The sequence below is a fragment of the Streptomyces sp. 3211.6 genome, assembly GCF_003634815.1.
GTDB lineage: Bacteria > Actinomycetota > Actinomycetes > Streptomycetales > Streptomycetaceae > Streptomyces > Streptomyces katrae_A.
In genome coordinates this window covers 939,524-966,139 of record NZ_RBXC01000001.1, presented here as the reverse complement: position 1 = coordinate 966,139, position 26,616 = coordinate 939,524, and the positions used below count along the sequence as shown (strand labels likewise).

The window sequence follows — 26,616 nt, the reverse complement described above, 5'->3', positions numbered from 1 at the left end:
GGGCATAAGCCGTCGACTGCCCCTTGCACTTCCCCCACACGAAACAGGAGCCCGCAGCCGATGGAAGAGCATGCCGATGTCCGCGTACCGGTCCTCGTCGTGGGCGGTTCCCTCGTGGGCCTCTCCACCTCGCTGTTCCTGAGCCGCCACGGCATCAGGCACATGGTGGTCGAGAAGCACGCCGGAACCTCCGTCCACCCGCGCGGACGCGGGATCAACGCCCGAACGATGGAGCTGTTCCGGACGGCCGGGGTCGAACCCGCCATCCGCAAGGAGGCCTCCGCCCTGGAGGCCAACCAGGGCATTCTGCAGACCCAGGCGCTGATCGGCGGCGAGCACAAGTGGCTCATCAAGGCCGTCGACCCCACCGGGGCGCTCGCCCGGTTCAGCCCCACCGGCTGGTGCCTGTGCAGCCAGAACAACATCGAGCCGGTCCTGGCCGCGCAGAGCCGCGCCCAGGGCGCCGACGTACGCTTCTCCACCGAGCTGATGAGCTTCGACCAGGACGCCGAGGGCGTCAGCGCCCTGGTGAAGAACCGGGAAACCGGCGAGCACATCACCGTCCGCGCCGACTACCTGATCGCCGCCGACGGGCCGCGCAGCCCCGTCCGCGAGGCCCTGGGCATCCGGCAGGCCGGCAGCGGCGAGCTGTTCCACAACGTCAGCATCGTCTTCCGCTCCGAGCAGCTCGCAGGCCTCCTGGGCGACCTGCGCTTCATCGTCTGCTACCTGATGCGCCCGGGGGCCGACGGCGCGCTCCTGCCGGTGGACAACGAGACCCAGTGGGTCTTCCACGCCCCCTGGCACCCGGAGACCGGCGAGACGCTGGAGGACTTCACCGAGGAGCGCTGCATCGCCCAGATCCGCAATGCCATCGGCGTGCCGGACCTGGACGTGGAGATCGGCGGCAAGGCCCCCTGGCACGCCGCCGAGCGCGTCGCGCAGCAGTACTCCGTCGGCCGGGTCTTCGTCGTCGGCGACGCCGCGCACGAGATGTCCCCGACCGGCGCCTTCGGCTCCAACACCGGCATCCAGGACGCGCACAACCTGGCCTGGAAGATCGCCGCCGTGCTGAACGGCTCCGCCGGACCCGGCCTGCTGCACACCTACGAGGACGAGCGGCTCCCCGTCGCCCGGGCCACCAGCGAACGTGCCTCCGCCCGCTCGGCCGAACACAGCCACCCCGGGTACGTGCCGCCGCCCACCATGGGCGGCGGCCCGGGCAGCGGGGTGCTCACCACCGCCATGGGCTACTGCTACCCCGAGGGCGCCGTCGTCGGCGGCGACCCGGACCGGCCGATCATCCCCGAGACCATGCGCCTCAAGGGCGACGTCGGCACCCGCGCCCCGCACATGTGGCTGACGAGGGCCGGGCAGCGGGTCTCCCTGCTCGACCTGTACGAGACCTCCTTCGTGCTGCTCAGCAGCCCGGGCACGCCCTGGAAGGAGGCCGCCGGCCACGTCGCGCGGGAGCTCGGCGCACGCCTGGACGCCTACACCGTCGGCTCCGCCCCGGACGCCGACCTGGTCCAGCCGGACGGTTCCGACTGGGCGGAGCTCCACGAACTGTCCGCCGACGGAGCGGTCCTCGTCCGCCCGGACGGGTTCGTCGCCTGGCGCGCGGAGGGTGCCTGCGCGGATCCGCGCGGAGAGCTCCTGGACGCGCTGACCCGGGTGCTGCGGCGCGCCTAGGCCGCTCAGCGGCAGGCCCAGCACCCGGCCCAGCAGCCGTGGCCCCCGGGCCGCGGCTGCGGGCGGCGGTGCGCCGTGGCGTGCCCCGGGGCGTGCGCCGGGGAGGCCGGTCGCCGGCCGGTCCGGCCCGCGAGGCAGGCGACCACGACCGTGATCGCGGCCAGTTCCTCGGGGCCTGCGGTGCCCCGGTGGACCCGGAGCAGGCTGGATATCGCGTCTTCGCTTCGCATGGTGACGGCCTCTCAGCAGGAGGTTTCCCCCTCGCCCGACCGGGCCCGCCGGGCCTGTGGGCCCGACGCTGACGACGCTACGGGGCCGAACGTGGGCGTGTCGCGCCGGACGGCGGTTGTCCACAGCCGTCCGGGCGATGCGGCCGGACGGTGGCGGGGCGGCCGTCTGCCGGTGGCCTTCCCGTGGTCTACCGGAGGTCTACCGGTGGCCCAGCTTCACCCATCGGGCGGTGCTGGGCACCCCGCGCCCGTCCAGCAGGAAGAGCATGTAGTAGCCGGGCGGGGCGTCGGCCGCGCTGCGCGGGGCGCGCAGGGTCATCGTCTCGCCCCGGACCGTGGTGACCGCGAGCTCCAGGTGCCGCTGGCTGGTGTTCACGGCGTGGGTGACCGTCGTCGGCGCCAGCAGGACGGCCCGGCGGACGGCGGAGGCGGTCCGGCTGCGGACCTCGAAGAGGGCGTCGTGCGCGAGTTCGCCCCCGGGGACCCGGTCCAGGGCCGGGCGGGTGCCGCCCTGGTGGAGGTAGGCGGGCTCGTAGATCTCGATGCTGCCGTCCATCGCGTCGCGGATGTCGGGGTCGTTGGCGATCTGCTGGAGCTCGTCGCCGGTCACCATCACCCGCCCGTCCGGCATCACCAGCGCGTTGGAGTGGTACCCGCGCGGCAGCCGCTGGGCCGGGCCCAGCCGCCAGCGGCCGCGGGCGTCGCGCAGTTCCGTCTGCCGGTACTTGAGGTCGGCCTTCGGGTTGAACGGGCCGTGGCCGTAGTCGCGGGTGCTCAGGGCTCCGTTGACGGTGAGCAGGGTGGCGTCCGGGAGGATCAGGGTGTCGTCCTGGGTGCGGCCGAAGGCCCGGGGCCGCTCGGTGCTCCAGCGTCCGCCCGACAGCTTGTAGGTGTTCGGGTCGTGCGGGTCGCCGCCGAGGACGAGGACCGAGTCCGGGCCGCGCAGGCCCGCCGGGAGAGGTACGGCCGAGCCGTAGCCCCGGAAGTCCGCCGGGCGCCGGGGCAGGGCGGTGCGGTTCTCCGCAACCGGGTCGAAGAGCCACTGCTGGTCGGCGTCGCGGCCCAGCCCGTAGATCATGCCGTCGCGCAGCGAGAACAGGTGCGGGTAGTCGTTGCGGAAGGGCGCGTCCGCCCGGAACCGCTCCACGGCCATGCCCGCCGGGATGTCGTACGTCCGCCACGGCACCGGCAGCCCCTTCGCCGGGAACCGCTCCACCACCGGGGTGGGGGTGCCGGTACCGCGCTCGGACTGGCCCGACATGATGGTCTGGCGGCCGTCGGCGCCGGTGACCACCGACGGGTACCAGCGGCCCACGGACATGTCCCGGTTGCGGAACCAGGTCTCGGTCCACGGGTCGAACACGAAGGACAGCTTCGCCCCGCTGCCGCCCTTGCCGCCCGCGTTGCCGCCGAAGACCGCCAGCATCCCGTTGGGCAGGAAGGCGTGCCCCGCGCAGAAGAACGGCGCCGGGCGCGGGACGTAGGTACCGTCCGGCATCAGCACGGTGGGCGGGCGGACCTCCTTGAAGGCCCGAGCCCCCGTCCCCCTGGCCGGGTCCCACAGGAAGGCGCGGCCCGCGTTGGTCCGGCCGATGCGGTCGGTGGGGCCGGTCTCCTTGGTGGGGTTGACTTCGACCCGTTCGAAGGAGAAGAGCAGCACCTTGCCGGTGGGGAGCTGGGCGACGTGGACGCCGAAGTCGGGGGAGGGGAAGAACTCCGCGAACCGGCCGTCCCGGGCCGCGGAGAAAGCCTTGTTGGCCGTGGCCTGGGACCTGGTCAGCGCGGCGAGGCTCGCGGTGCGGGTGGCCTGCGGGTACTCGGCGGCCCCGGCGGCGGCGCTGCGCCGTTCGGCGTGGGCCCGGGCGTGGTCGGCGCCGATGAAGGCGGCTTCGGCGTCGGTGGTGGCGTCGGCGTGCTCATGGCCCTGGCCGTGGCCCTGGCCGGGCTCGGTTCCGGGCCCGGCCCCGTGGGCCGAGGCGGCCGGCGCGGAGAGGAACGCGCTCGCGGCCAGGGCGGCGGCCAGCGCGGCCGACAGGGCGGCGGAGGCGGCGGCGGACCGGCGGGCTGTTCGGGACATGGGACGCGCTCCTCGGTGTGCGACGCCCGGGACGTGAGGGCGCGGGAGGACCGCCATGCTAGAAGATAAACGGCATATCGCCTCATATGACACGAACCCCCTGCCTCGTACGGGTGCCCCCGCCGGCGCCGTTCGCCCGTATCGGGACATTCGGCCGGACGGGCCCCGGTGCGGCGGGTGCGGGCGGCTTCGGCCACCCGCGCCCCGGCCGCACCAACCGCCGCTGCCCGGCGCCCGCCCGCACCCCGGCCCGGGCCCTCCGCCGCGCGCCGTGATCGCGCCAGCCGCCGGCGGACCCGGTGCGCGCAACGCGCCGTACGAAACATGCCATGGGCAACTGCGTGCCCTGGACGGGTGGTTATGGCGGGTTGTTGGCTGCTGTCGCGCTTCAGTTCCCAAAGTTCCCCCGGTGAACCGAGCGCACTATCCATCCCTTGCACCTTCGTATGCACCGATATGAGGAGCAGCAGCCATGCGCATGATCCGGTCCTCCCTCGCCCTCGCCGCCGCGGCCCTCGTGCTGGCCGCGGCCGCCACGCCGGCCTCCGCCGCGAGCCCCCAGCCCGCCCCCAAGGCCCCGAAGTTCTGCACCTACGTCGTCGACACCGGCGAGGGCGGCTGCTTCGCCACGAAGGCCCAGGCCACCGAACTGGGCGCGCAGGCCGAGTACAAGGACCTCGGCAAGATCTGGAGCGACGCCAACTCGGGCGGCAGCGAGTTCACCTTCCGCGGCAGCGTCGGCTGCAACTGGCGCTACCCGGAGTTCAACAACCTCTCCCAGTGGGGGTGGAACGACACAGTGAGCTCGGCCCAGGGCATCACCTGCCCGATCACCCTCTGGGAGCACAACGACTTCCGGGGTGCCCACCAGACCTACTACGGCTACAACGCCTACGTCGGCGACGGCATGAACGACAAGGCCTCCTCGGTCAGCTTCGACCTCCGCTGACCCCCTCCCGCAGGGCCCCTCCCCCAGGCCGGGGAGACCTGCGGGAATACGGAAAACGCCCCGGACGAATTGACGTCCGGGGCGTGCGTCTGCGTATATTCGATGATTCACGCCTAGACTTGAAAGTGGGCGTGAGGAAGCTTTGCAGGGGCATCGTATCGCGCAGGGAGCGAAATTGTCAAACAAGGAATTCCAGAGCGAGCAGCAATTCATCGACATGCTCTACGCGCGCCTCGAAGACCTGCGGGACAAGGCCGAACGCGCCGTCCAGGGCGCCCTCGCCGAGAGCGGCAACGGATTGCAGGCACGGCTGGAACGCGATGTGATGGTCGCCGAGCAGTCCGGACTGCTTTCCGCGCTGAACGCCGCCGAGCACGGCCTTTGTTTCGGCCGCCTCGAGTTCTCCGACGGCCGCGACCACCACATCGGCCGGATCGGAATCAGACGGGACGACACCGAGCGCACCCCCCTCGTCCTCGACTGGCGCGCCGCCGCCGCCCGCCCCTTCTACCTCGCGACCGGCCACGTCCCCATGGGCCTGCGCCGCCGGCGCCACATCACCACGCGGGGCCGGGAGGTCACCGCCCTGCACGACGAGATCCTGGACCTCGCCGACACCGAACGCACCGGCTACGAGGGCGCCGACGCCGACGCCGTGCTCCTCGCCGCGCTCGACGCCGCCCGCACCGGCCGCATGCACGACATCGTGCAGACCATCCAGGCCGAGCAGGACCGCATCATCCGCTCCCCCCACCAGGGCGTCCTGGTCGTCGAAGGCGGCCCCGGCACCGGCAAGACCGCCGTGGCCCTGCACCGCGCCGCCTACCTCCTCTACGCCCAGCGCGAGCTCCTCGGCAAGCGCGGGGTGCTCATCGTCGGCCCCAACCCGGCCTTCCTCGGCTACATCGGCGAGGTCCTGCCCTCCCTCGGCGAGACCGGCGTGCTCCTGGCCGCCCCCGGCGACCTGTTCCCCGGCGTCCACGCCACCGGCACGGACCGTCCCGGCGCCGCCCAGGTCAAGGGCCGCGCCGCCATGGCCGATGTCCTCGCCCGGGCCGTCGCCGACCGGCAGACCCTCCCCGAGGGCGTCCCCGCGGGCAGCGGCGAGGACCACGACCTCGTCCCCGAGCCCGCCCTGGAGATCGACCACGACGACTACGGCACGCTCCTGCTGGACCGCACCATGGCCCACGCCGCCCGCGACCGGGCCCGCGGCACCGGCCTGCCCCACAACCTGGCCCGCCCCTACTTCGCCTTCTCCGTCATCGACGCCCTCACCGAACAGCTCGCCGACCGGCTCGGCGCCGACCCCTACGGCGGCCCCAACCTCCTCGGCCCGGACGACGTCGCCCAGCTCGGCAAGGAGATCGCCACCAGCGCCGGCGTGCACGCCGCCATCGACACCCTCTGGCCCCGCCTGACCCCCCGGCAGCTGGTCTCCGACTTCCTCGCCGACCCCACCCACCTGTCCGAGGAGGACGCCGCCCTGATCCGGCGCCCCGCCGGCGCCGCCGAAGACTGGACCCCCGCCGACGTCCCGCTCCTCGACGAGGCCGCCGAACTCCTCGGCGTCGACGACAGCGCCGAGCGGGCCGCCGCCGAACGCGACCGGTTGGAGCGCATCGCCTACGCCCAGGGCGTCCTCGACCTCTCCCTGGGCTCGGAGTCCTACGAGTTCGAGGACATGGAGAACGAGTACCTCGCCGCCCACGACGTCATCGACGCCGAGCGGATGGCCGAACGGCACGAGGAGGCCGACCACCGCACCACCGCCGAACGCGCCGCCGCCGACCGGACCTGGGCCTTCGGGCACGTCATCGTCGACGAGGCGCAGGAACTGTCCGAGATGGCCTGGCGGCTGCTGATGCGTCGCTGCCCCACCCGCTCCATGACCCTCGTCGGCGACCCCGCGCAGACCGGTGACGAGGCGGGCTGCGGCTCCTGGAAGCGGATCCTCGACCCGTACGTGGGCGACCGCTTCGAGCGCGTCCGGCTCGGCGTCAACTACCGCACCCCGGCCGAGATCATGGAGGTCGCCGCCGCCGTGCTGCGCCACCACCACCCCGGCTTCGAACCGCCCCGCTCGGTGCGCTCCACCGGCGCACGGCCCCGGGTGCGCGAGAGCGCCGACCTCCCCGCGGCCGTCGCCGAGGCCGTGCGCGAGACCGCCCCCGCCGAGGGACGGCTCGCAGTCATCGCCCCGCGACCCCTGCACCCCCGGCTGGCCGCCGCGCTGCCCGGCGTACGGGCGGGGGAGGAGCCCGACCTCACCCGGCCCGTGGTCCTGCTGGACCCGCGCCAGGCCAAGGGCCTGGAGTTCGACACGGTGATCGTGGCCGAGCCCGCGCAGTTCCCGCCGAGCGACCTCTACGTCGCCCTCACCCGCGCCACCCAGCACCTGGGTGTCGTCCACACCGGCCGGCTCCCGGCCGGGCTCGGGGAGCACGCGGCCTGACCGTCGAGGACCGGCCACTCGCGGGGGCGAGTGGCCGGATTCGCCTGGGCGGAGGGCGAGTTGGCCGTCGTACTGTGGCGAGATGCCTGTATCCGACATCATCCCCCTCAGCCCGGACTTCGACGCCGACCCGCACTCCTTCTTCGCGCGGCTGCGCGAGGCGGGACCGGTGCACCTGGTCAGCGGCCCGAACACGCGCCTGAACGAGCCGTACTGGCTCGTCGTCCGCTACGAGGAGGCCCGCGCCGCGCTGACCCACCCGGGCCTGCTCAAGGACTGGCACGCCACGGACCTCTTCCCGGGGATCGAGCCCACCGCCGCCAACGCGAACATGCTCGAGTCCGACCCGCCCCACCACACCCGGCTGCGCCGCCTGGTCGCCCGGGAGTTCACCGCCCGCCGGGTGGAGGCGATGCGGCCCCGCGTCCAGCAGATCACCGACGGACTGCTGGACGCCATGGCCGCCCGCCCCGAACGGGCCGGCGACCTGATCCGGGACCTGGCCTTCCCGCTGCCCATGACGGTCATCTGCGAACTGCTCGGCGTCCCCGACCTCGACCGCGAGCGCTTCCGCGAGTGGTCCCAGGAGGTCGTCGCCCCCAAGCCCGGCGCCCTGGACAACAGTGCCCACCAGCAGCTCAGCGTCTACCTCGCGGAGCTCGTCAAGGCCAAGGCCGAGTCCCCCGGCGAGGACCTGCTCAGCGCGCTGATCCGCACCCGCGACGAGGACGGCGACTCGCTGTCCCCGGACGAACTGATCGGCATGGCCTTCCTGCTGCTGGTCGCCGGGCACGAGACCACCGTCAACCTCATATCCAACGGCGTACGGGCCCTCCTCGCCCACCCCGACCAGCTGGCCGCCCTGCGCGCCGACTACGACGGACTGCTCGGCGGGGCCATCGAGGAGATGCTCCGCTACGACGGCCCGGTGCAGAACACCACCTACCGCTACACCGGCGAGGACGTGGAGATCGGCGGCGTGGTCATCCCCGCCGGCCAGGCCGTACTGATCTCGCTGGCCGGCGCCGACCGCGACCCCGAACGCTTCCCCGAGCCGGACGTGTTCGACATCCGCCGCCCCGCGGGCGGCCACCTGGCCTTCGGGCACGGCCTGCACTTCTGCATCGGAGCCCCCCTGGCCCGGATGGAGGGCCGCATCGCCGTCCGCGGCCTGCTGGAACGCTTCCCCGACCTGGCAGTGGACCCGGACGGCGGCCCGCTGGAATGGCTCCCCGGCGCTCTGATGCACGGGGTGAGCCGCCTCCCGGTGCGCTGGTAGCCCACCGTCAGGACTCCGCCCCGGCCCGGCCGCCCCGCCCGGCGGGGGCGGACCGCCGGTCACCGGCGGTCACCGGCGCACGGTTTGGACTGCCCCGCCGATCCTCAATACGATCCGGCGATGATCACAAGAAAACGGCTGGCGGCCGGGGCCTGCGGCCTGTTCGTCGCCTTGACCGCGGGGCTCTTCCCGCAGACCGCCGCCGCTGCCGACGGGCCGGCCAAGGAGCCGCCCAAGGTCGAGCTCGTGCTCGACGTCAGCGGCTCCATGCGCGCCAACGACATAGACGGCCAGTCCCGCATGGCCGCGGCCAAGCAGGCCTTCAACGAGGTCCTGGACGCGGTACCCCAAGAAGTCCGCCTGGGCATAAGGACCCTGGGCGCCACCTACCCCGGCGAGGACCGGGCGCTCGGCTGCAAGGACACCAAGCAGCTCTACCCCGTCGGCACGGTCGACCGCACCGAGGCCAAGACCGCCGTCGCCACCCTCGCCCCCACCGGCTGGACGCCCATCGGCCCGGCCCTCCAGGCCGCCGCCCAGGACCTGGACGGCGGCAACGCCACCCGCCGCATCGTGCTCATCACCGACGGCGAGGACACCTGCGCCCCGCTCGACCCCTGCGAGGTGGCCCGTGACATCGCCGCCAAGGGCATCCACCTCGTCGTGGACACCCTCGGCCTCGTCCCCGACGCCAAGACCCGCGCTCAGCTGACCTGCATCGCCGAGGCCACGGGAGGCACCTACACCTCCGTGGCGCACACCGCCGAACTCTCCGGCAGGGTCAGACAGCTCGTCACCCGGGCCGCCGACCCCGTCGCCACCCCGGTGGCCACGGAGGGCGCCAAGAGCTGCGAGAACGCCCCGGCGCTGAAGGCCGGCCTCTACAGCGACCGCGAGACCTTCGGCGAGCACCGCTGGTACAAGGTCGACGTCCATCCCGGCCAGGAGCTGCGCGCCTCGGTGAGCATCGGCGCCGACCGGGCCGTCAACAACGACTACGGGGTCCTGCTGCGCGCGACCACCGTGCACGGCCGGGAGATCGTCCGCGGTTCCGAGGCCGGCGACGGCCGCACCGACGTGATCTCCACCGGCCTGCGCTACCCCAAGGCCGAAGCGGACGGCGACGAGGAGGACAAGCCCGAGACCGTCTGCCTCCAGGTCAGCAACTCCTTCTCCGCCGGACCGGCCGTCAAGACCGCCCCCGGCATGCCCGTCGAGCTGACCGTCGACCTGGTCGACGGCCCCGACGAGGGCTCCGACGTCGCCTCCTTCGGCCTCGGCCGCGGCTGGTGGCTGCTCGGCCTGCTGGTCCTCACCGGCCTGCTCGCCGGACTGGTCTGGGGCTGGATCTCGCGCTGGCGCATCTCCGTCTGGAGGACCAACTGATGCGTACCGTACGCACCCTGGCCGCCGCCCTCTTCGTGGGCGCGGCCCTCCTGGCCCCGGCGGCCGCAGCCGTCGCCGCCCCGAGCCCCGCGCCCAGCGCGGGCAAGGCCACCGGCAAGGACGGCTCCGCGCCCACCGAGGCCGGCACCGGCTTCCGTACCGCGGCCCTGTTCCGGCCCGGCCAGAAGGCCACCGCCTCGGCGTCCACCGGCGACTACCTGTACTGGGCGGTGCCCGCCGACACCGGCAACCGGCTCACCGTACGGGCCACGGTGACCCTCCCCGAGTCCGCGTCCCGGCACGGCGCGCAGACCTGGCAGCTCGACCTGTACGACGGCCTGCGCCGCCGCCAGCCCTGCACGTACGGCAACCAGCACGTGGCGGTGGCCAAGGAGGCCGCCACCGCGGAGCTCTCCTGCACCCTGCGCACGGTCCGCTCCGGGGCCGAGCCCTGGTCGAACGACCCGCTGCCGGGCAGCTACTACGTCCGCCTGACGGTCGTCGGCGTGCCCGAGGACGACCACGGCCTGCCCGTGAAGGCACAGGTCGAGGCCGAGGTGAAGGACACCGGCGGGGCGCAGGCGGTGGACGCCGCCCTGGGCGAGCCGCTGGTCCCGGGCATCGGGGGCGCCTCGGAGCAGCAGCGCGAGGCGCGCGCGCCGGAGGGCGGCTGGTCCGGCGGCTGGTGGTCCGACCGCTGGCTGTGGACCGCCGCCGGCGGGGTGCTCGGTGCCCTGGCGGGCATCTACGGCTACACCCTGACCAGGGGTTCGGGCCGTCCGGCCCGGCCGCAGGGCTGAACGTGCGCCGCACCGGTACCGCGTACCGGTGCGGCGCACCCGCGGGGTGCCCCGTGCCGTGCCGGACGATCATCCGGCCACGGAGCGTGGGCTATGTTGGAGGAAGAGTGACGTGAGAAGGAGGCCGCCGGTGTCATCGGGGCAGCAGGCACGCGCGCAGGCGGCCGCGATCACGCCCAGCCAGAGCCCGCCCCAGGAGCGGGAGAAACCGCCGGCGGACCGGCTCCTCGCGCTCTTCGACGGCCGCCGGCTCTCCCCGGGCCAGCGGCGGATCGCCCAGTACCTGATCGACCACCTCACCGAGGCGGCGTTCCTGTCCATCACGGAACTCGCCGAGCGGGTCGGGGTCAGCCAGCCCTCCGTGACCCGGTTCGCCGCCTCCCTGGGCTTCAGCGGCTATCCGGCCCTGCGCGAGGTGCTCCAGCCGATGGCGCTGAGCGCCGTGGCCGGGGGCACCGCCGACACCCGCGAGCAGATCCGCCACAACGAGCTCCAGGCCGCCGTCGACGCCGAGATCGAGAACCTGGAGAACGTCCGGCGCCTGCTCGCCGACACCAACCAGGTGCTCGGCATCGGCCGCGAGCTGGCCCGCTCCGTCCCGCTGACCGTGCTGGGGCTGCGGATCTCCGTCTCCCTCGCCGAGTACTTCGCCTACGCGGCCCGCCGCATCCACCCCGACGTGCGCCTGGTGACCCGGGGCGGCAGCGTGGCCTACGACGCCCTGCTCCAGTCACGGGCGGCGGGCGGCAGCTGGGTGCTGGCCTTCGCCATGCCCCGGCACGCCAACGAGACCCTGGCCGCGCTGCGGGCGGCCCGCAGCACCGGGCTGAGCGTGGTCCTGATCACGGACCCCACGGTGGGCCCGCTGGTCGAGGAGGCCGACGTGGTGCTGACGGCCGGCACCGGCTCACGGCTGGTCTTCGACTCCTACGCGGCCCCCGGGATGCTCTCCGCGGCCCTGCTCCAGGCCATGGCGGACGCCGACCCCGAAAGGACCCAGGCTCGGCTCGAACAGTACGAGCAGGCCGCCGACCAGCACGGTTTCTTCCTGTAGGGGTGATTTTTCACCCGGTGTGAAGCGGAGATATTCACTGCTCGGGCATGCATGAAATTTTTCATACTCTTGCTTACTCGACGGTATATATGTTTACTGACGCAGGCGCTCCGGATCCCTCAGACGCCAAGGCGGACGTTCCCCGCGCCCGCCTCGAACGGACACCCCCTACGCCGGACCTCCTCACGGCGGGACCGGGTGTCGGGTCAGGGCATACGGATCCCCGGAGGAGCGCCCCTGGCGGCCTCGGTCAACCCCTGGGCCGAGGCCGCCCCCCTCAGCAGTCTCTCGATCAGAGTTCCACACCCCTCGGAAGTGACGAGATGCCCCAGACGGCCACCCTCACGCGCAGCCCGGACTGGCCCCTCCAGGTCAAGGCCCCCGGCACGCACGACTGGGAACGCAGCGCCACGCGCTGGCTGCGGGACCTCCTCCCGGCCCGCTACGGCAGCTACCTGACGCTGACCCGTCACCACGCCCTGCTCGCCCGGCACGTACAGCTCCAGCTCCAGCACGAGATGCGCGCGGTCCGCGTGGCCCTGCACACCAGCCGGGCCGAACTGCCGGCCATGGGTATCGCCGAGTCGGTCATCGAGAACACCATCCGGATGTACGCCATCGAGCTCGAACAGCTCGGCCGGCTCTCCCGGGGCGCGCGCCTGGTCTCCGAGGCGCTGCTGCTCGCGGCGGGCACCCCGGGCCAGCGCAGGCGCTGACCCGAGGCCCGCGGGGCGTCAGTTCTGGCAGGTGCCGCGCGCGTAGTCGTACGTCGCGGTCGCCTGCGAGTACTTCCACTGCGGCGCCAGCAGCGAGTCCGCCACCTGGCGCGCGGCCGACGGGCTCTCGACGACGTAGCCGAAGTCCTGGAGCCAGGACGGGTACAGGTTCTTCGAACCGACGTAGAAGGCCGCGTCGTCCACCGAGACCAGCTTGTGGTGCTGGGCGTACGGGTTGCCGTCCGCCCACGTCGGCTTGTCCGAGGCGCGGAAGGTCGCCAGCTGGAGGTTCTGGCACATCGCGGCCCTGGACCTGCCCTCGTCGCCGGTCAGCGCGGTCAGCCGGCCGCGCAGCGCGTCGCTCACCTCGTTGAGGGACTTGATCTGCGAGTAGCCGCCGCTGCCGACCGCACCGCGGTTGGCCGGGTCGCTGACGACGATGCGCACCTTGACCCCGGCGGCCAGCTTCGCGGCCAGGGTGTCGTAGAGGCGGACGTCGTAGCGGGGCAGCGGCGGGCAGGTCGCGTGCAGGTCCTGCTGGGAGATCTCGACATGGCTGGTCGCGCTCGCGACCAGCGCGCGCAGGGCGCTCTCCTCCGGGTTGACCGTGTCGTAGTCCCGGTCGGCGTTGGTGTAGTCGTGCACCCCGATGCCGCACTTCGTGTCGGACGCAGCCGGCAGGACGGGGCTGAACGCCGAGGCCGGGTCGCTCTGGCGGATGCCCACGCCCAGGCCGCCGACCGCGAGGGCCGGGACGTCGCCGCCGCCGGCCGGGGCGGCGGGCCGGGGGAGGGTGGGCATGCAGCCCGCGTCGTTCGAGGACGCGAACCAGACCGTGGACCAGCTGCTCTTGTTGCGGCAGGTCCAGTCCCACAGCGTGTCGAGGTAGCGGCCGGCGGAGCCCGCCGCGGGGCCCGACAGCGCCAGGTCGACGTCGTTCACCGGGTGCGCGGTGTCGAGGTAGTCGTCCTTCCAGCTGTTGATGCCACCGGTGATCACCGTGCCGCCGTCGACCACGACGAGCTTGGAGTGGTTCCAGGAGAACCCGGTCTTGGACGTCGTCATCGACGCCACGTTGAGGGTGACGCTCGCGGCCGCCGGACCCAGCTTGCCGATCAGCTCGTCACGGTAGGAGGACGGGATCACGTTGGCGTGGTAGACGGGCGCCGCGCCGACCAGGATCCGCACCTGGAGGCGGTTGCCCTGCCGCACCGATTCCTTCAGGCCCGCCACGATCGCGTCCTGGAAGGCCCCGTTGGGGAACGGCGCCAGCGTGGATATGTCCACGCTCTGCTTCGCCCTGCCGATGTCCTCGCGCATCTTCTCGAGCAGCCGGCGCGAGCCCGGGCGGTCGGCGCAGGAGGGGTCGCCCCAGCAGCCGGGCGTCTGGAGCAGCCAGTCGGAGCCGCCGGGCGCGGAGGCGCCGAGGCGGTTGCCCGAGGTGCGCTCCCAGACCGAGCCCTCGAGGCCGGGCGAGGACTGGCGCACGGCCTGCTCGACCGAGTCCAGGTGCGGGGTGGGGGAGTCGGCGAAGGCCGGGGTGGCGGTGAGCAGGGCGAAGGGGAGCGCGAGCGAGAGGGCCGTCGTGCGGACGGTGCGTGCCAATGTGGTTCCTAGGTAAGGGGGGTGGCTCGGACCGGAAGGCACGGCACCGGGAGGGAGCCGCGCTCCGGCCTTGATCAACTCGCGCAAGTTACCAGCCCGTAAGGTCCTGTTCATCCACCCTGGTCTGCTTCCGGCCACACCCTCCCGGCTGCCGAGGACGCCGATCGGGAAGGCGCGGGGCGCCCGGCGGGACCCGTGTGTCCGGATCCCGCCGGTGGAGTCGGCTTCGTCAGGCGCGCCGCAGCCGTGAGTCGAGCAGGGCGCCGACCAGTTCGACCTGGCCGGGCGCGGTCATCAGCCTCTTGGGCAGGACGAAGAAGCAGGTCTTCCGGCCGGTCCTGCCCACGAGGGCGTAGATGTCGGGCGTCTCGTGGAACCGCTGCAGCTGGTCCCAGGACATGCGCGCCTGCTCGCCCTCGGCGCAGAAGACGGTGATGCCGTCGTCGTCCACGGCACACTCCCTCTCCCCATGGGCCTGGGCGGACTTGAACGCACGGGAGACGATCCGGCGGGGCATCAGCAGGCAGAACACCGTGCCGTACACGGCCGCCGCGGCCACGTAGACGAAGCGGACCGATGCGCCGTCGGCGGTGATCCGCACGCCCAGCAGCGCGATGGCGAGCGCCCCGACGGCAGCGATCAACCGCGTCCGGCGCAGCACCCCCGCCGCCTTGAGCGCCGCGCGCAGCTCGTTCTTCTCCACCCGTCCCCTGTACCGCAGGACTTCGCCGCCCGCGGACCGGGCGTCCGGGCGCAGGTCTATGCCGTTGTCGTTCACAAGGGCGGAGCATAGCGTTCCGTTCCCTCCCGCCGGATACGGGTCCGGCGGGAGGGAACGGGGCGTCAGGAGAGCCGGGTCACCCGGGTGCCGAACGAGGGCTCCGCGAGCTCCGTGCCCACCGCGACCGGGACCGTCTTCGCGCCCGGACCGTCTCCCACGGTCAGCACACCCACCTCGGTGCCCGCCGGGGCCTCGTGCGGAACGGGCTTCCCGCCGGCCGTGCCGAGCGTGAGCCGCAGCCGCTGGCCCGGTACCCCGATCACCGAGAGGTCCTTCGTCGCGACGAGCGGGGTCCGGCCCCCGAGCCCGTCGGAGACGTGGCCGACCGTCTGCCCCTTGTGGATCACGGGAGTGGCGGCGAGGGCCTTGCGGACGGCCTCGATGACCTTGCGGCTGTTCTCCAGCACCAGGGCGAGGCTCTTGCCGGCATAGGGGTCCGGAGGGGGTGCGTGCTGGTCCATCAGCGCGCCGATGACCAGCGGGGTCTCGCCACCGACCGCCTTGTCCGCGGCCCATACCAGCGTGCCGCCCGCGGCCGTGCTGGAACCGGTCTTGATGCCCTTGTTGCCCAGCCCCTTGACCCACAGCAGATCATTGTTGTTGTGGAGCGGCTCGGCCACCCCATCGATCTTTTCGTCGGTCACCGTCACGATCGCGCGGAAGACCTCGTCCTGCATCGCGGCCTCGGCGAGCTTGAGCTGGTCGACGGCGGTGCTGACCGTGCCGGAGTTCAGGCCGCTGGGGTCCGTGTACGTGGTGTCCCGCATCCCCAGTTCCCTGGCGGCCGCGTTCATCTTCGCGACGAAGGCCGCCTCGCCGCCGCTGCCGCCGTCCCAGCGGGCGAGCAGGCGGGCGATGTTGTTGGCGGACGGGACCATCACCATCTTGAGCAGTTCCCGCTGGCTGAACTTCTGGCCGGCCGTGAGGTGTTTGATCCGCGACTCGTCGTCGGAATTGCTCTCGGCGGCCGCCTGCGCGTCGATCTCGATCTGGGGACCGGCTTCGTCCTTGCGGAGCGGGTGGTCCCGGAGGATGACGTACGCCGTCATCACCTTCGCCACGCTGGCCGTCGGCACCGGCTTCTGCTCGCCGAAGGCCGCGATGTCACCGGATCCCGAGAGGCGGACGGCCCCCTGACCCTGGGCCGGCCAGGGGATGGACAGCGTGCCGTCCAGGGTGACCGAGTCCTGGGCGCCGACGAGCTGCGGGGCCGGCAGCGGGCGCAGCATCTGGCCCCCCGCGACGGCGGCCCCGAGCAGCAGCACGATCGGGGTCCACACCTTGACGCGGCGCGTGAGGGTACGGGCCGGGGTCTCCGGCGGGGGAGGGGTGTTGGTGAGCTCGGCGAGCAGGTCGAGGGCCGGGCGGGGGGTCTCCCGGGTGGGTTCGAGGACGGGGCGGGGGGCCTCCCGGGTGGGTTCCAGGGCCGGGCGGGGGGCCTGCCGGGTGGGTTCGGGGACGGGGCGGGGGGCTTCCCGGGTCGGTTCCGGGGCCGGGGGCGACGGCTGGGCCGCGGGGGCGGGCGCGGGCTTCGGCCCGGCGGCGTCGCGGTCCTCGGGCCCGGGCCCGCGGGGGCGGTGCGGGGCCCGCTCCTCGGGGGTGTTGCGCCCCTCCTCCGGCCCGTCGTCGCCCTTCGCCCAGGAGGGGCGGCGGGCGGGTGCGGTGCCGTCCGGGTCCTCCGTGGCCGATGCGGCTCCACCGTCGCGCCCCGAAGGGCGCGGGTCCTCCTCGTCCGGCTGGTCGCCCCGCTCCGCCCATGTGGGACGGCGCACGGGTGCCGCGCCGCCCGCCTTGGCCGGGCCGGCGCCGGTGGTGGCCGCCGCGGACTCGTCGTCCGCCTGCGGGTCGGTACCGTCGGTCCGCGTGCCGCGGGCTCCGGCTGCCGATCTCTGCTGCTCGTGCTCGTCCGGGCCCTCTCCGTCCGTGGCACCGGCCCGGGTGGCAGGGGCGCCCTCCGGCGCTTCCGGGCCGGGGGTGTCGGCGCGTGGGCCGGAGGCGTCCCGCTCCGCCGGGGTGGTGTCCGTGGCTCCGGGCCCGGCTGCCGCCCCCCGGCCAGGTGCGTCGCCCGGCGCGGCACGGGGATCCTCCGCCGGGGCGTTCCCGGCTGCGGGCTCGGCCTCGGTTCCCCGGTCAGTGATCTCGTCCTCGGCCGGACGGGAGTCCTCCTCCGCGGGGGTTTGCTTCTGCTCCCGCGCGTCCACGGATCCGGTCGGGCGGGAGGAATCCCCTTCGGCGGAGCCGCTGCGGGGCTCTGCCACCGCCGGGGCGCCGGCACCTGCGACGGTGTGGGTGTCCCGGGGCTTCCGCGGGTCCGGGGTCTTCGGCGCTGCGGAGTCCGTGTCCCGGGCCGTGGCCGAGGGTTCCGTGACACCGGCCGGGTCGCCCTCGGCAGCGCCACCCGGCGCCGTCTTCGCGCCTGCGGGCTTCCGCCCGGCCGGGGCATCGGCGTCGGCCGGCTCCTGCCCGCCCGCGGCAAGGGCGTCAGCGGCCCCCTGCTCCGTGCCCTCCTGCGCGGCGGAGTCCTCGTCCTGAGGTGCGGTCGGCTCGACGGGGTCGGCCTTCCCGCCGTCGGCGCCGCCGGGCGCCGTCTGCGCCGGCGCGGGCTTCCGCCGGGCCGGGGCGTCGGTGTCGGTTTGCCCGTCCTGTGCGGCGGAGTCCTCGCTCCGGGGTGTGGTCGGCCCGCCGTCGGCGCTGCCACCCGGGGCCGTCTGCGCTCGCGCAGGCCCCCGCCCGGCGTCCGGCTCGTCGGCGTCGTCCTGGTTCCGTGCCGTCCTGGCGGGGGTGTCGGTGGCCCCGGGCTCCGTGGCCTCCGGTGCTGCGGAGTCCGCGGCCCGGGGTGGTGTGGCAGCGGTCGGCGTGCCCTCCACGGCGGGGGCGGTATCCGGTTCCGGCTCCGCTCCGCCCTGTTCCCGCCCGGCCCGGGCACGGGCGTCCGCGTCGGCCCCTTCCCGTCCGGTCAGGACAAGGGTTCCGTCGCCGCCCGTCACCGTTTCCGCCTTCATCCACGCCACCTTGCTGTTCACACCCGGCCGCGCCGGTCTCGCCGTCATGTCGGCACGGCCGTCTCCGGCCCGCTGATCACCTAGATGTTCGACCCGGCATCCGCGTTCCGCGCCCGGCGGGCTGTGACCGTTCGGTCATACTCGGCCGCCTGACAGCCCCGGTCGCGCCGGCCGCCACCCCCTCACGGGCCGTCGGCAGCCGGTCCCTCGACAGGTGGTCGAACGCGAACGGCCCGTCGAACCCCGCCCCGAACCCCGCCCCGGCACGGGCACCTTCGGCCGGCGTTCGCACTCCCACCCCCGGGCGGCGGCGCATTCGGCCCCTGCGCGCCGCGCTTGCCGACCGGCCCGGCCCCGCGCCCTCGGGGCCGGCCCGGAGCGCGCGGACATCACGGCGGGCTCATCGCGGCCGCCGCGGACCCGCCCCGAGCGCCGTCCGGCTCCGGTCGGCGTTCCCGGGGAGGCAGGCGCTGCGGGCCTGTGGCATCGAGCCGCCCCCGGGCCGCGCCACCGCACACGTCGGCCCAACGGCGCCGGCAGGCAATCCTGTTGATCCTGACCGGGGCCGCCCACCGACGGCCTGCCTGCCCTGCCTTCCCCTGGCAGGGACCGGGGTAAACGCCGTTTCCCGGCCAGGCCTTTGGCCCCTCCCCGCTGCTCGAAACTGCGCGGTCACGCACCACTTCGAGCAAGTTCCTTCACCAACTCCGCCGGGGTCGCTATCTTTCCGGGTGCATGCCAAAGCGGTAGTCCGCCATCCGGACCGCACGAGGAGCTGCCCCATGAGTCAGACCCCTCCGCCGAGCACGACGAGACCGACCACGAGGCAAGGCCACCCCCGCACCCGGCACGACCACCCCCCGCACCTCCGCACCCGGGCCCGCAGCCGGCTCGCGGCCCTGCTCGCCGGCGCCCTGGCCGTCGCGGGCCTCGCGGCCGCCGGCCCAGCCACCGCCCGCGCGGCGGCCGCCCCCGCCGCCCCGTCCTCCACCGCCGGCTCGGTCACCGCCCTGTCCCAGTCGGGCGGCACCTTCACCGTGAGCACCACCAGCGGAGCCAAGGCCCGGGTGTCCATCGCCCGTGCCGACATCTTCCGGCTCTGGCTGTCCCCGGACGGCTCCTTCACCGACGACCCGGCCGGCTCCGACCTCGCCCCCACCACCGACTTCGGCCCCGTGGCCGCGAGTTACACCGACGCGGGCACCTACTACCGGATCACCACCGGCTCCCTGTCCATCCACGTCGGCAAGTCGCCGCTGATGTTCTCCGTCTACCGCGCCGACGACTCCACCCCCGTCTGGCAGGAGACCCAGCCCACCAAATGGGGCGGCGGCAAGACCGTCCAGACCCTCGCCCGCGGCGCCGACGAGCAGTTCTACGGCACCGGCCTGCGCCTCGGCGAATGGGCGCTGCGCGACAAGACCGTTCCCGTGGCCGTCGACAACAACTGGCGCGAGAACGACAACGCCAGCCCGGCCCCCTTCTACATGTCCACCAACGACTACGGCGTCATGCGCAACACCTGGGCCCCCGGCTCGTACGCCTTCAACTCGCCCACCACCCTCACCCATGACGAGAACCGGTTCGACGCCTGGTACTTCACCGGCGACTCCCTCAAATCCGTCCTCGACGCCTACACCGACGTCAGCGGCAAACCCTTCATGGCGCCGATGTGGGGCTTCGAACTCGGCAACGCCGACTGCTTCAACGCCTCCAACCCCGCCTACCAGGGCGACCACGGCAGGCTCCGCCACCAGACCACCCCCGACGTGGTCGGCTACGCCGCCGACGCCCGCGCCGCCGACATGCCCTCGGGCTGGTTCCTGCCCAACGACGGCTACGGCTGCGGCTACACCGCGCCCCTGAAGTCCACGGTCGACGCCCTGAAGGCCAAGAGATTCCAGACCGGCCTGTGGACCTCCACCGGCCTCGGCTCCATCGCCGACGAGGTGGGCACGGCCGGCTCCCGCGGCGTCAAGACCGACGTGGCCTGGATCGGCGGCGGCTACAAGACCGCCTTCCAGGGCGTCCAGCAGGCCGTCGACGGCATCGAGAAGAACTCCGACGCCCGCCGCTACGTCTGGACCGTCGACGGCTGGGCCGGCACCCAGCGCAACGCCGTCGTCTGGACCGGGGACACGAACGGCACCTGGGACGACATGCGCTGGCACGTCCCCGCCATCGCCGGAGCCGGCCTGTCCGGCATCAACTACGCCTCCGGCGACGTCGACGGCATCTTCGGCGGCAGCCCCAAGACGTACGTCCGCGACCTCCAGTGGAAGGCCTTCACCCCCGCCTTCATGACCATGTCCGGCTGGGGCGCGACCAACCCGTCCGCCGGCTACCAGGACAAGCAGCCCTGGCGCTTCGCCGAGCCGTACCTCTCCGTCAACCGCAAGTACCTCCAGCTCAAGATGCGGCTGATGCCCTACCTGTACACGATGAGCCGCGTCGCCCACGACACCGGAGTCCCGAGCACCCGCGCCATGGTCCTGGAGTACCCCGACGACCCGGTGGCCCGCGGCAACCTCACCAGCGGCCAGTTCATGGCCGGGGACTCCTTCCTCGTCGCCCCCGTCGTCTCCGACACCTCCGTCCGCGACGGCATCTACCTGCCCGCCGGAACCTGGACGGACTACTGGACGGGCAGGACGTACGCCGGACCCGGCTGGCTGAACGGCTACCAGGCCCCCCTCGACACCCTGCCCCTCTTCGTCAAGGGCGGTGCCGTCGTCCCGATGTGGCCGCAGATGAACTACAGCGGCGAAAAACCCCTCTCCACCCTCACCTACGACATCCACCCCCGCGGCACGTCCTCCTTCAGCCTGTACGAGGACGACGGCCGCACCCGCGCCTACGCCTCGGGCGCCTACGCCCGCCAGCGCGTCGACGTCACCGCCCCGGCGAGCGGCTCCGGCACGGTCAGCGTCTCCGTCGGCGCCCCCACCGGCAGCTACGCCGGACAGCCCGCCGGCCGCGGCTACGAGCTGACCCTCCACGTGGCCACCGCGCCCACCGCCCTCACCCTGGACGGCACGGCCCTCACCCGTCTGGCGAGCAAGGCCGCCTACGACTCGGCCACCACCGGCTGGTTCTTCGACCCGGCCGACCGGGGCGGCGTCCTCTGGGTCAAGACCGGGACCAGGACGGCCGCCTTCACGGTCACCGCCACCGGCACCACCCTCCCCGCCGCCGACCCGATCCCGACCACCTCGTCCCCCATCTCCCAGTCCGCCTGGACCCTGCTCTCCGCCGACAGCCAGGAGACGGCCGCGGAGAACGGGGCCGCCGTCAACGCCTTCGACGGCAACCCCGCCACCCTCTGGCACACCGCCTGGTCCTCCAACAAGCCGGCCCCCCTGCCGCACGAGATCCGCATCGACCTCGGCGCCCGCTACACCGTCGACGGCCTCGGCTACCTGCCGCGCCAGGACGGCGGCGTCAACGGCCGGATCGGCGGCTACGAGGTCTACGTCTCCGACACCACCACCGACTGGGGCACCCCGGCCGCCACCGGCACCTTCGCCGACACCGCGACCGCGAAATCCGTCACCCTGGCCCCCCGCACGGGCCGCTACCTGCGCCTGCGCGCCCTGACCGAAGCCGGGGGCAGGGGCCCGTGGACCAGCGCCGCGGAAATCACCCTCACCGGCCGCCCCACCCCCCTCCCCGCCGACGCCACCCTCGTCAACGCGGCCACCGCGACCTGCCTCGACCTCCCCCACAGCGCCACCACCCCGGGCACCGTGCCGACCCTCTACTCCTGCCACGGCGGCCCCAACCAGCGCTGGACCCTCCAGAGCGACGGCCGCCTCACCGGCCTCAACGGCGTCTGCCTCGACGCCGCCGACCCGGCCCGCATCACCGTCCAGCCCTGCGCGGCCACCCCCGCCCAGACCTGGCAACCCGGCCCGGACGGCAGCCTGCGCACCACCGGCCAGTGCCTGACCGCCAACGGCTCCGCCCTCACCCGCGCCCCCTGCAAGGCCACCCCGTCCCAACGCTGGACCTTCACCCCCTGACGCCACCCCGCGTCCCCGACGCAGCCCGCGCGCACCCGCGGCCACCAGGCCCCGTCCCCTCCCGCCCAGCCACGCCGATGCGCGCGGCGACAGGGCGGGGACGGGGCGGGGCGGCGTCCGGGGCGAAAGGAGATGCCCCCCTGGTGCTGAGCACGCCGCGCGGGAGATCATCCCCGGATGACCACAGAAACGATCACCGCAGCCGCCTCGGGCACCTGGACACTGGGGGACATGACGGTCAACCGGATCGGCTTCGGGGCGATGCGCGTGCCCCAGGACGGGCCCGCCCTCCAGGCCGGTTCCCTGTCCAGCGACCGCGCCCGGGCCATCGCCGTGCTGCGCCGCGCCGTCGAGCTCGGCGTGAACCACATCGACACCGCCGCCTTCTACTTCTCCCCGCTCCGCTCCGCCAACGAGCTGATCAGGAGCGCCCTCGGCGGCCCCTACCCGGACGACCTGGTCATCGCCACCAAGGTCGGCCCCCACCGCGCACCCTCGGGGGAGTGGAGCGAACACGCCCGCACCCCGCGGGAGCTGCGCGGCCAGGTCGAGGAGAACCTCCGCCAGCTCGGCCGCGACCACCTCGACCTGGTCAACCTGCGCGTGAACGGCACCGACTCCGTCAGCGACCGCTTCGGCGCCCTCGCCGAGCTCCGCGAGGCCGGCCTCATCCGCCACCTCGGCGTCTCCAACGTCACCCCCGAGCAGCTCGCCGAGGCCAGGGCGGTCGCCCCGGTCGTCTGCGTGCAGAACATGTACGGCATCGGCGTCCGCCCGGAGCAGGACCGGTTCGTCCGCTTCTGCGGCGAGCAGGGCATCGCCTTCGTGCCCTTCTTCTCGATCGCCGCCTCCGGGGCCGAAGGCGGCGCCGGCAGCGCCGAGAGCGAGCAGCTGCTGGCCGTCGCCCGGGCCCACGGGGCGAGCACCGCACAGGTCCGCCTCGCCTGGACCCTGCACCGGGGGCCCCACATGCTGGCCATCCCCGGCACCGGCAACCCCGCCCACCTCGAGGCCAACGTGGCCGCCGGCGCCCTGCGCCTGACCGAGGAGGACCTGGCCCGCCTGGACACCCTCCACCACACCGGGTCCTAGACCCCGGGAGCCGGGGCGGGCGGGGGCGACCGTCCTCCCCGGCCGCGTCCGGCACAATCGGCGGATGAGCGATGAAGCCCCCCGCGTCCCCGCGCCCGGTTCCCCCCACGACCCCTACCTCTGGCTGGAGGACGTGACCGGCGAGGCCGCCCTCGCCTGGGTGCGGGAGCGCAACGCGGAAACCGTCGCCGCGCTGACCGCCGCCCCCGGGTTCAAGATCGTGGAACGCGAGGTGCGCGAGGTCCTCGACGACGACGGCCGGATCCCCTACACCGTCCGGCGCGGCCCCCACCTGTACAACTTCTGGCAGGACGCCGACCGGCTGCGCGGCATCTGGCGCCGCACCGCCCTGGAGGAGTACCGCACCGAGCGGCCGCACTGGGAGACCGTCCTCGACCTGGACGCGCTCGCCGAAGCGGAGGGCGAGAAGTGGGCCTGGGCCGGCAGCAGCGTCCTGGCTCCCGGCCACCGGCACGCCCTCGTCATGCTGTCCCGCGACGGCGCCGACGCCTGCGTGGTCCGCGAGTTCGACCTGGAGACGCTGGAGTTCGTCGAGGACGGCTTCACCGTCGAGGAGGCCAAGACCCGCGTCGGCTGGATCGACCCCGACCACCTCTGGATCGGCACCGACTTCGGCCCCGCCACCCTGTCCCCCTCCGGCTACCCCCTCCAGGTCCGCCGCTGGCGCCGCGGCACCCCCCTGCACGAAGCCGAACTCGTCTACGAGGGCCGGCCCACCGACCTCTCCGCCACCGGCTGGCGCGACCACACCCCCGGTTTCGAACGGGACTTCGCCGTCCGGAACATCGACTTCTGGAACCAGGAGCTGTTCCTCCTCCCCGAGGACGGCGCGGCCCCGCCGGAGAAGATCGACGTACCGGACGACGCCGGCACCGGCGTCCACCGCGACTGGCTCCTCGTCAACCCCCGCTCGCCCTGGCTCGGACACCCCGCCGGCAGCCTCCTCGCCTTCGGCTTCGACGCCTACCGGGCCGGCGACCGCACCCCGCAGGTCCTGTTCACCCCGGACGAGCGCACCGCCCTCGCCGGCTACAGCTGGACCCGCCACCACCTCATCCTGAGCACCCGCGCCGACGTCTCCTCGCGCCTGGAGCTCCTGACCCCCGGCCCGGACGGCTGGACCCGAGCCCCGCTCACCGGCGTACCGCCCCTGTCGACGGCCACGGTGACCTGCACCGACCCGGACGAGAGCGACGAGTACTTCCTCGACGTCACCGGCCACCTCCAGCCCTCCACCCTCTACCGGGGCGTCGCCGGGACCGCCGGCCTGGAGGTCCTGAAGCAGGCCCCCGCCCTCTTCGACACCTCCGGGCTCACCGTCAGCCAGTACTTCGCCACCTCGCCCGACGGCACCCGCGTGCCCTACTTCGTCGTCGGCCCCGAGGACCGCCCCGGCCCCGGTCCGGCCCTGCTCTACGGGTACGGCGGCTTCGAGATCTCCATGGTCCCCTCCTACAGCGCCGTCACCGGCCGGGCCTGGCTCGCACGCGGCGGCACGTACGTCGTCGCCGGCATCCGCGGCGGCCACGAGTACGGGCCCGCCTGGCACCAGGCTGCCCTCGGCGCGAACCGGGTCCGGGCCTACGAGGACTTCGCCGCCGTCGCCCGCGACCTCACCGCCCGTGGCATCACCACCCCCGCCCAGCTCGGCATCGAGGGCGGCAGCAACGGCGGCCTCCTGATGGGCGCCATGCTCACCCGCGAACCCGGGCTGTTCGGCGCGGTCGTCGCCCACGTCCCGCTCCTCGACATGCTCCGCTTCCACAAGCTCCTCGCCGGAGCCAGCTGGACCGCCGAGTACGGCGACCCCGACGACCCGGCGGACCGGCCCCACCTCGAAGCCATCTCCCCCTACCACCGGATCCGCGCCGACGGCCCCCCGTACCCGCCCCTGCTGCTGCTCACCTCCACCCGCGACGACCGGGTCCACCCCGGCCACGCCCGCAAGATGGCCGCCCGGCTGCGGGAACTCGGGCACCCGGTCCTCTTCCACGAGCACCTCGGAGGCGGCCACTCCGGAGCCACCGACCACCAGCAGACCGCCTTCAACGAAGCCCTGGTGCACACCTTCCTCCGGGAGCGCCTGACCCCGCCGAGGTGACCGACCGGCGCGCTGCCCCGCCCGCCGCCCCCGGCCTGGTGGAATGGACCGGCAGGCGGCCCGCACCGGGCCGCCTGCCGGGCGCGGGAGAGGAGGACACGTGTCGGATCGCGACGGGCACCCCACCGGCCGGACCCGCCACGGGGCCGCGCACCGGACGCCGTCGCCGGCCGAGACCCTGGAGGCCATCGGCACCGGCGACGACGAGACGACCACCTGCCGGGAACTCGCGGCTTTCGTCTTGCGCACCCTGGGCGACGCGGCGGCCGTCGACCTGACCGTCGAGGGCCGCACCGAACGCGTCGCCGCGGCCGGGGCCGTCGGCCTGCTCCGCGCCCCCGCTCCCGCCCCGGTGCCCGCCGGACGGCCCGCCGTCCGCGCGGTCGACGAGGGCCACCCGCTGCGCAGCTGGACCCTGCGCCCCGGTGGCTCCCCGGTGCACGGCCTGTCCGTGGCGCTGACCCGGCACGGGACCTCGTACGGCACCCTCCTCGCGGTGCGCACCGGCACCGCCTTCACCGACCACGAGGCCGCCGCCCTGCACTTCGCGGCACGGGTCGCGGCCGTGCACATCCGCCACGCCCGCCGGCTCGCCGCCACCGAACGCGTCGCGCTCGACCTCCAGCGGGCCCTCGTCGCCGCCCCCGGCCGCCCCCACCCCAACCTGCTGATCGCCGGCCGCTACCTGCCCGTCGGACCGAGCGCCCTGGTCGGCGGCGACTGGTTCGAGACGGTCCGGCTGCACTTCGGGCGGACCCTGCTGGTCGTCGGCGACGTGATGGGCCACGGCCTGGACGCCGCCGTCGACATGAACGCCTACCGCTCCACCCTGCGCGAGGTCGCCTCCACCGAGCTCGCCCCGCACCGCGTGCTGCGCCAGCTCGACGCCCTGGTCGCCGAGGACGCGGCCCGCCGCCCCGCCACCTGCCTGCTCGCCCGCGTCGACCCGGCGCGCGGCACCGCCCTCTTCGCCAACGCCGGCCACCTGCCGCCCGCGGTGTTCGCCGCCGACGGCACCGGCCGGCTGCTGGACGTGCCGGTCGGGCCGCCGCTCGGCACGGGCCTGGGCGGGTACGAGTCCGCGGCGCACCCCCTCACCGAGGAGGAGACCCTGGTGCTCTACACCGACGGGCTCGTGGAACGGCGCGGGGAGGACATCGACGACTCCCTGGCCCGCCTGACGGCCCTGCGGCTGCCGGCCCGCGCGAGCCCGGCGGAGGCCGTGGAGGCGCTGGTGGCGGGCCTGGACGCCCGCCACGCCGAGGACGACGTCGCCGTCCTCACGGCCAGGATCCGCTCCCGGCCGCCCGCGCACCCGTGAGCCCGCGCACCCGCGCACCCGTCGGGCGGTCTC

17 protein-coding genes are annotated in these 26,616 nt (G+C 74.0%); 12 read left to right on the top strand and 5 right to left on the bottom strand.

The features are described from left to right. The first annotated feature begins 60 nt into the window (after positions 1–60). On the top strand, positions 61–1,692 hold the full coding sequence (locus tag BX286_RS04645) for an FAD-dependent monooxygenase (protein WP_121014602.1): 1,632 nt from the start codon (positions 61–63) through the stop codon (positions 1,690–1,692). 5 nt (positions 1,693–1,697) lie between these two features. On the opposite strand, the gene BX286_RS04640 is transcribed toward BX286_RS04645, so the two are convergent. Further along, a complete protein-coding gene (locus BX286_RS04640; RefSeq protein ID WP_079424039.1) occupies positions 1,698–1,922 on the bottom strand; it encodes an acyl-CoA carboxylase subunit epsilon in 225 nt (74 codons plus the stop codon). Positions 1,923–2,121: 199 nt separating this feature from the next. Continuing rightward, positions 2,122–3,999, bottom strand: a complete 1,878-nt coding sequence (locus BX286_RS04635; protein WP_121014601.1) for a galactose oxidase early set domain-containing protein — start codon at positions 3,997–3,999, stop codon at positions 2,122–2,124. Positions 4,000–4,471: 472 nt separating this feature from the next. Between BX286_RS04635 and BX286_RS04630 the strand changes: the two genes are divergently transcribed. The 7 genes from BX286_RS04630 to BX286_RS04600 all read left to right on the top strand — a co-directional run bounded on the left by BX286_RS04630 (position 4,472) and on the right by BX286_RS04600 (position 12,638). Continuing rightward, complete coding sequence (locus BX286_RS04630) at positions 4,472–4,948, top strand: hypothetical protein (protein WP_121014600.1); 477 nt, start codon at positions 4,472–4,474, stop codon at positions 4,946–4,948. A gap of 175 nt (positions 4,949–5,123) precedes the next feature. Next, positions 5,124–7,403: a HelD family protein gene (locus BX286_RS04625; protein ID WP_398898202.1), complete on the top strand. Its 2,280-nt coding sequence runs from the start codon at positions 5,124–5,126 to the stop codon at positions 7,401–7,403. An 82-nt stretch (positions 7,404–7,485) separates the two neighbouring features. Beyond that, a complete protein-coding gene (locus BX286_RS04620; RefSeq protein ID WP_100864710.1) occupies positions 7,486–8,682 on the top strand; it encodes a cytochrome P450 in 1,197 nt (398 codons plus the stop codon). 120 nt (positions 8,683–8,802) lie between these two features. Next, complete coding sequence (locus BX286_RS04615; RefSeq protein ID WP_121014599.1) at positions 8,803–10,068, top strand: VWA domain-containing protein; 1,266 nt, start codon at positions 8,803–8,805, stop codon at positions 10,066–10,068. After that, a complete protein-coding gene (locus tag BX286_RS04610; protein WP_187344089.1) occupies positions 10,068–10,868 on the top strand; it encodes a hypothetical protein in 801 nt (266 codons plus the stop codon). The genes BX286_RS04615 and BX286_RS04610 overlap by 1 nt, the downstream gene beginning before the upstream one ends. A gap of 130 nt (positions 10,869–10,998) precedes the next feature. Continuing rightward, positions 10,999–11,922 carry a MurR/RpiR family transcriptional regulator gene (locus BX286_RS04605; RefSeq protein WP_079424028.1) on the top strand — a complete coding sequence of 308 codons (924 nt, stop codon included), beginning with the start codon at positions 10,999–11,001 and terminating at the stop codon, positions 11,920–11,922. A 323-nt stretch (positions 11,923–12,245) separates the two neighbouring features. After that, positions 12,246–12,638 carry a hypothetical protein gene (locus BX286_RS04600; RefSeq protein ID WP_079424026.1) on the top strand — a complete coding sequence of 131 codons (393 nt, stop codon included), beginning with the start codon at positions 12,246–12,248 and terminating at the stop codon, positions 12,636–12,638. Between the two features lie 18 nt (positions 12,639–12,656). Here the strand turns inward: BX286_RS04600 and BX286_RS04595 are convergent, their stop codons facing one another. From BX286_RS04595 to BX286_RS37375, 3 genes are all read right to left on the bottom strand, one after another. Continuing rightward, positions 12,657–14,243, bottom strand: coding sequence for a phospholipase (locus tag BX286_RS04595; protein ID WP_121014598.1), 1,587 nt, complete (start codon positions 14,241–14,243; stop codon positions 12,657–12,659). A 229-nt stretch (positions 14,244–14,472) separates the two neighbouring features. Beyond that, positions 14,473–15,021, bottom strand: a complete 549-nt coding sequence (locus tag BX286_RS04590) for a YcxB family protein (RefSeq protein WP_100864708.1) — start codon at positions 15,019–15,021, stop codon at positions 14,473–14,475. A gap of 65 nt (positions 15,022–15,086) precedes the next feature. Continuing rightward, positions 15,087–18,026 carry a D-alanyl-D-alanine carboxypeptidase gene (locus tag BX286_RS37375; protein WP_261993358.1) on the bottom strand — a complete coding sequence of 980 codons (2,940 nt, stop codon included), beginning with the start codon at positions 18,024–18,026 and terminating at the stop codon, positions 15,087–15,089. 782 nt (positions 18,027–18,808) lie between these two features. On the opposite strand from BX286_RS37375, the gene BX286_RS04580 reads away from it, so the two are divergent. From BX286_RS04580 to BX286_RS04565, 4 genes are all read left to right on the top strand, one after another. Then, positions 18,809–22,048, top strand: coding sequence for a TIM-barrel domain-containing protein (locus tag BX286_RS04580; protein ID WP_121014597.1), 3,240 nt, complete (start codon positions 18,809–18,811; stop codon positions 22,046–22,048). A gap of 177 nt (positions 22,049–22,225) precedes the next feature. Next, entirely contained in the window at positions 22,226–23,140 is a 915-nt protein-coding gene (locus tag BX286_RS04575) for an oxidoreductase (protein WP_100864706.1), read from the top strand. A 64-nt stretch (positions 23,141–23,204) separates the two neighbouring features. Beyond that, positions 23,205–25,262 (top strand): prolyl oligopeptidase family protein, encoded by a 2,058-nt coding sequence (locus tag BX286_RS04570; protein ID WP_100864705.1) that lies wholly within the window; start codon positions 23,205–23,207, stop codon positions 25,260–25,262. Between the two features lie 100 nt (positions 25,263–25,362). Then, positions 25,363–26,583: a PP2C family protein-serine/threonine phosphatase gene (locus BX286_RS04565; RefSeq protein WP_261993357.1), complete on the top strand. Its 1,221-nt coding sequence runs from the start codon at positions 25,363–25,365 to the stop codon at positions 26,581–26,583. Positions 26,584–26,616 lie beyond the last annotated feature (33 nt).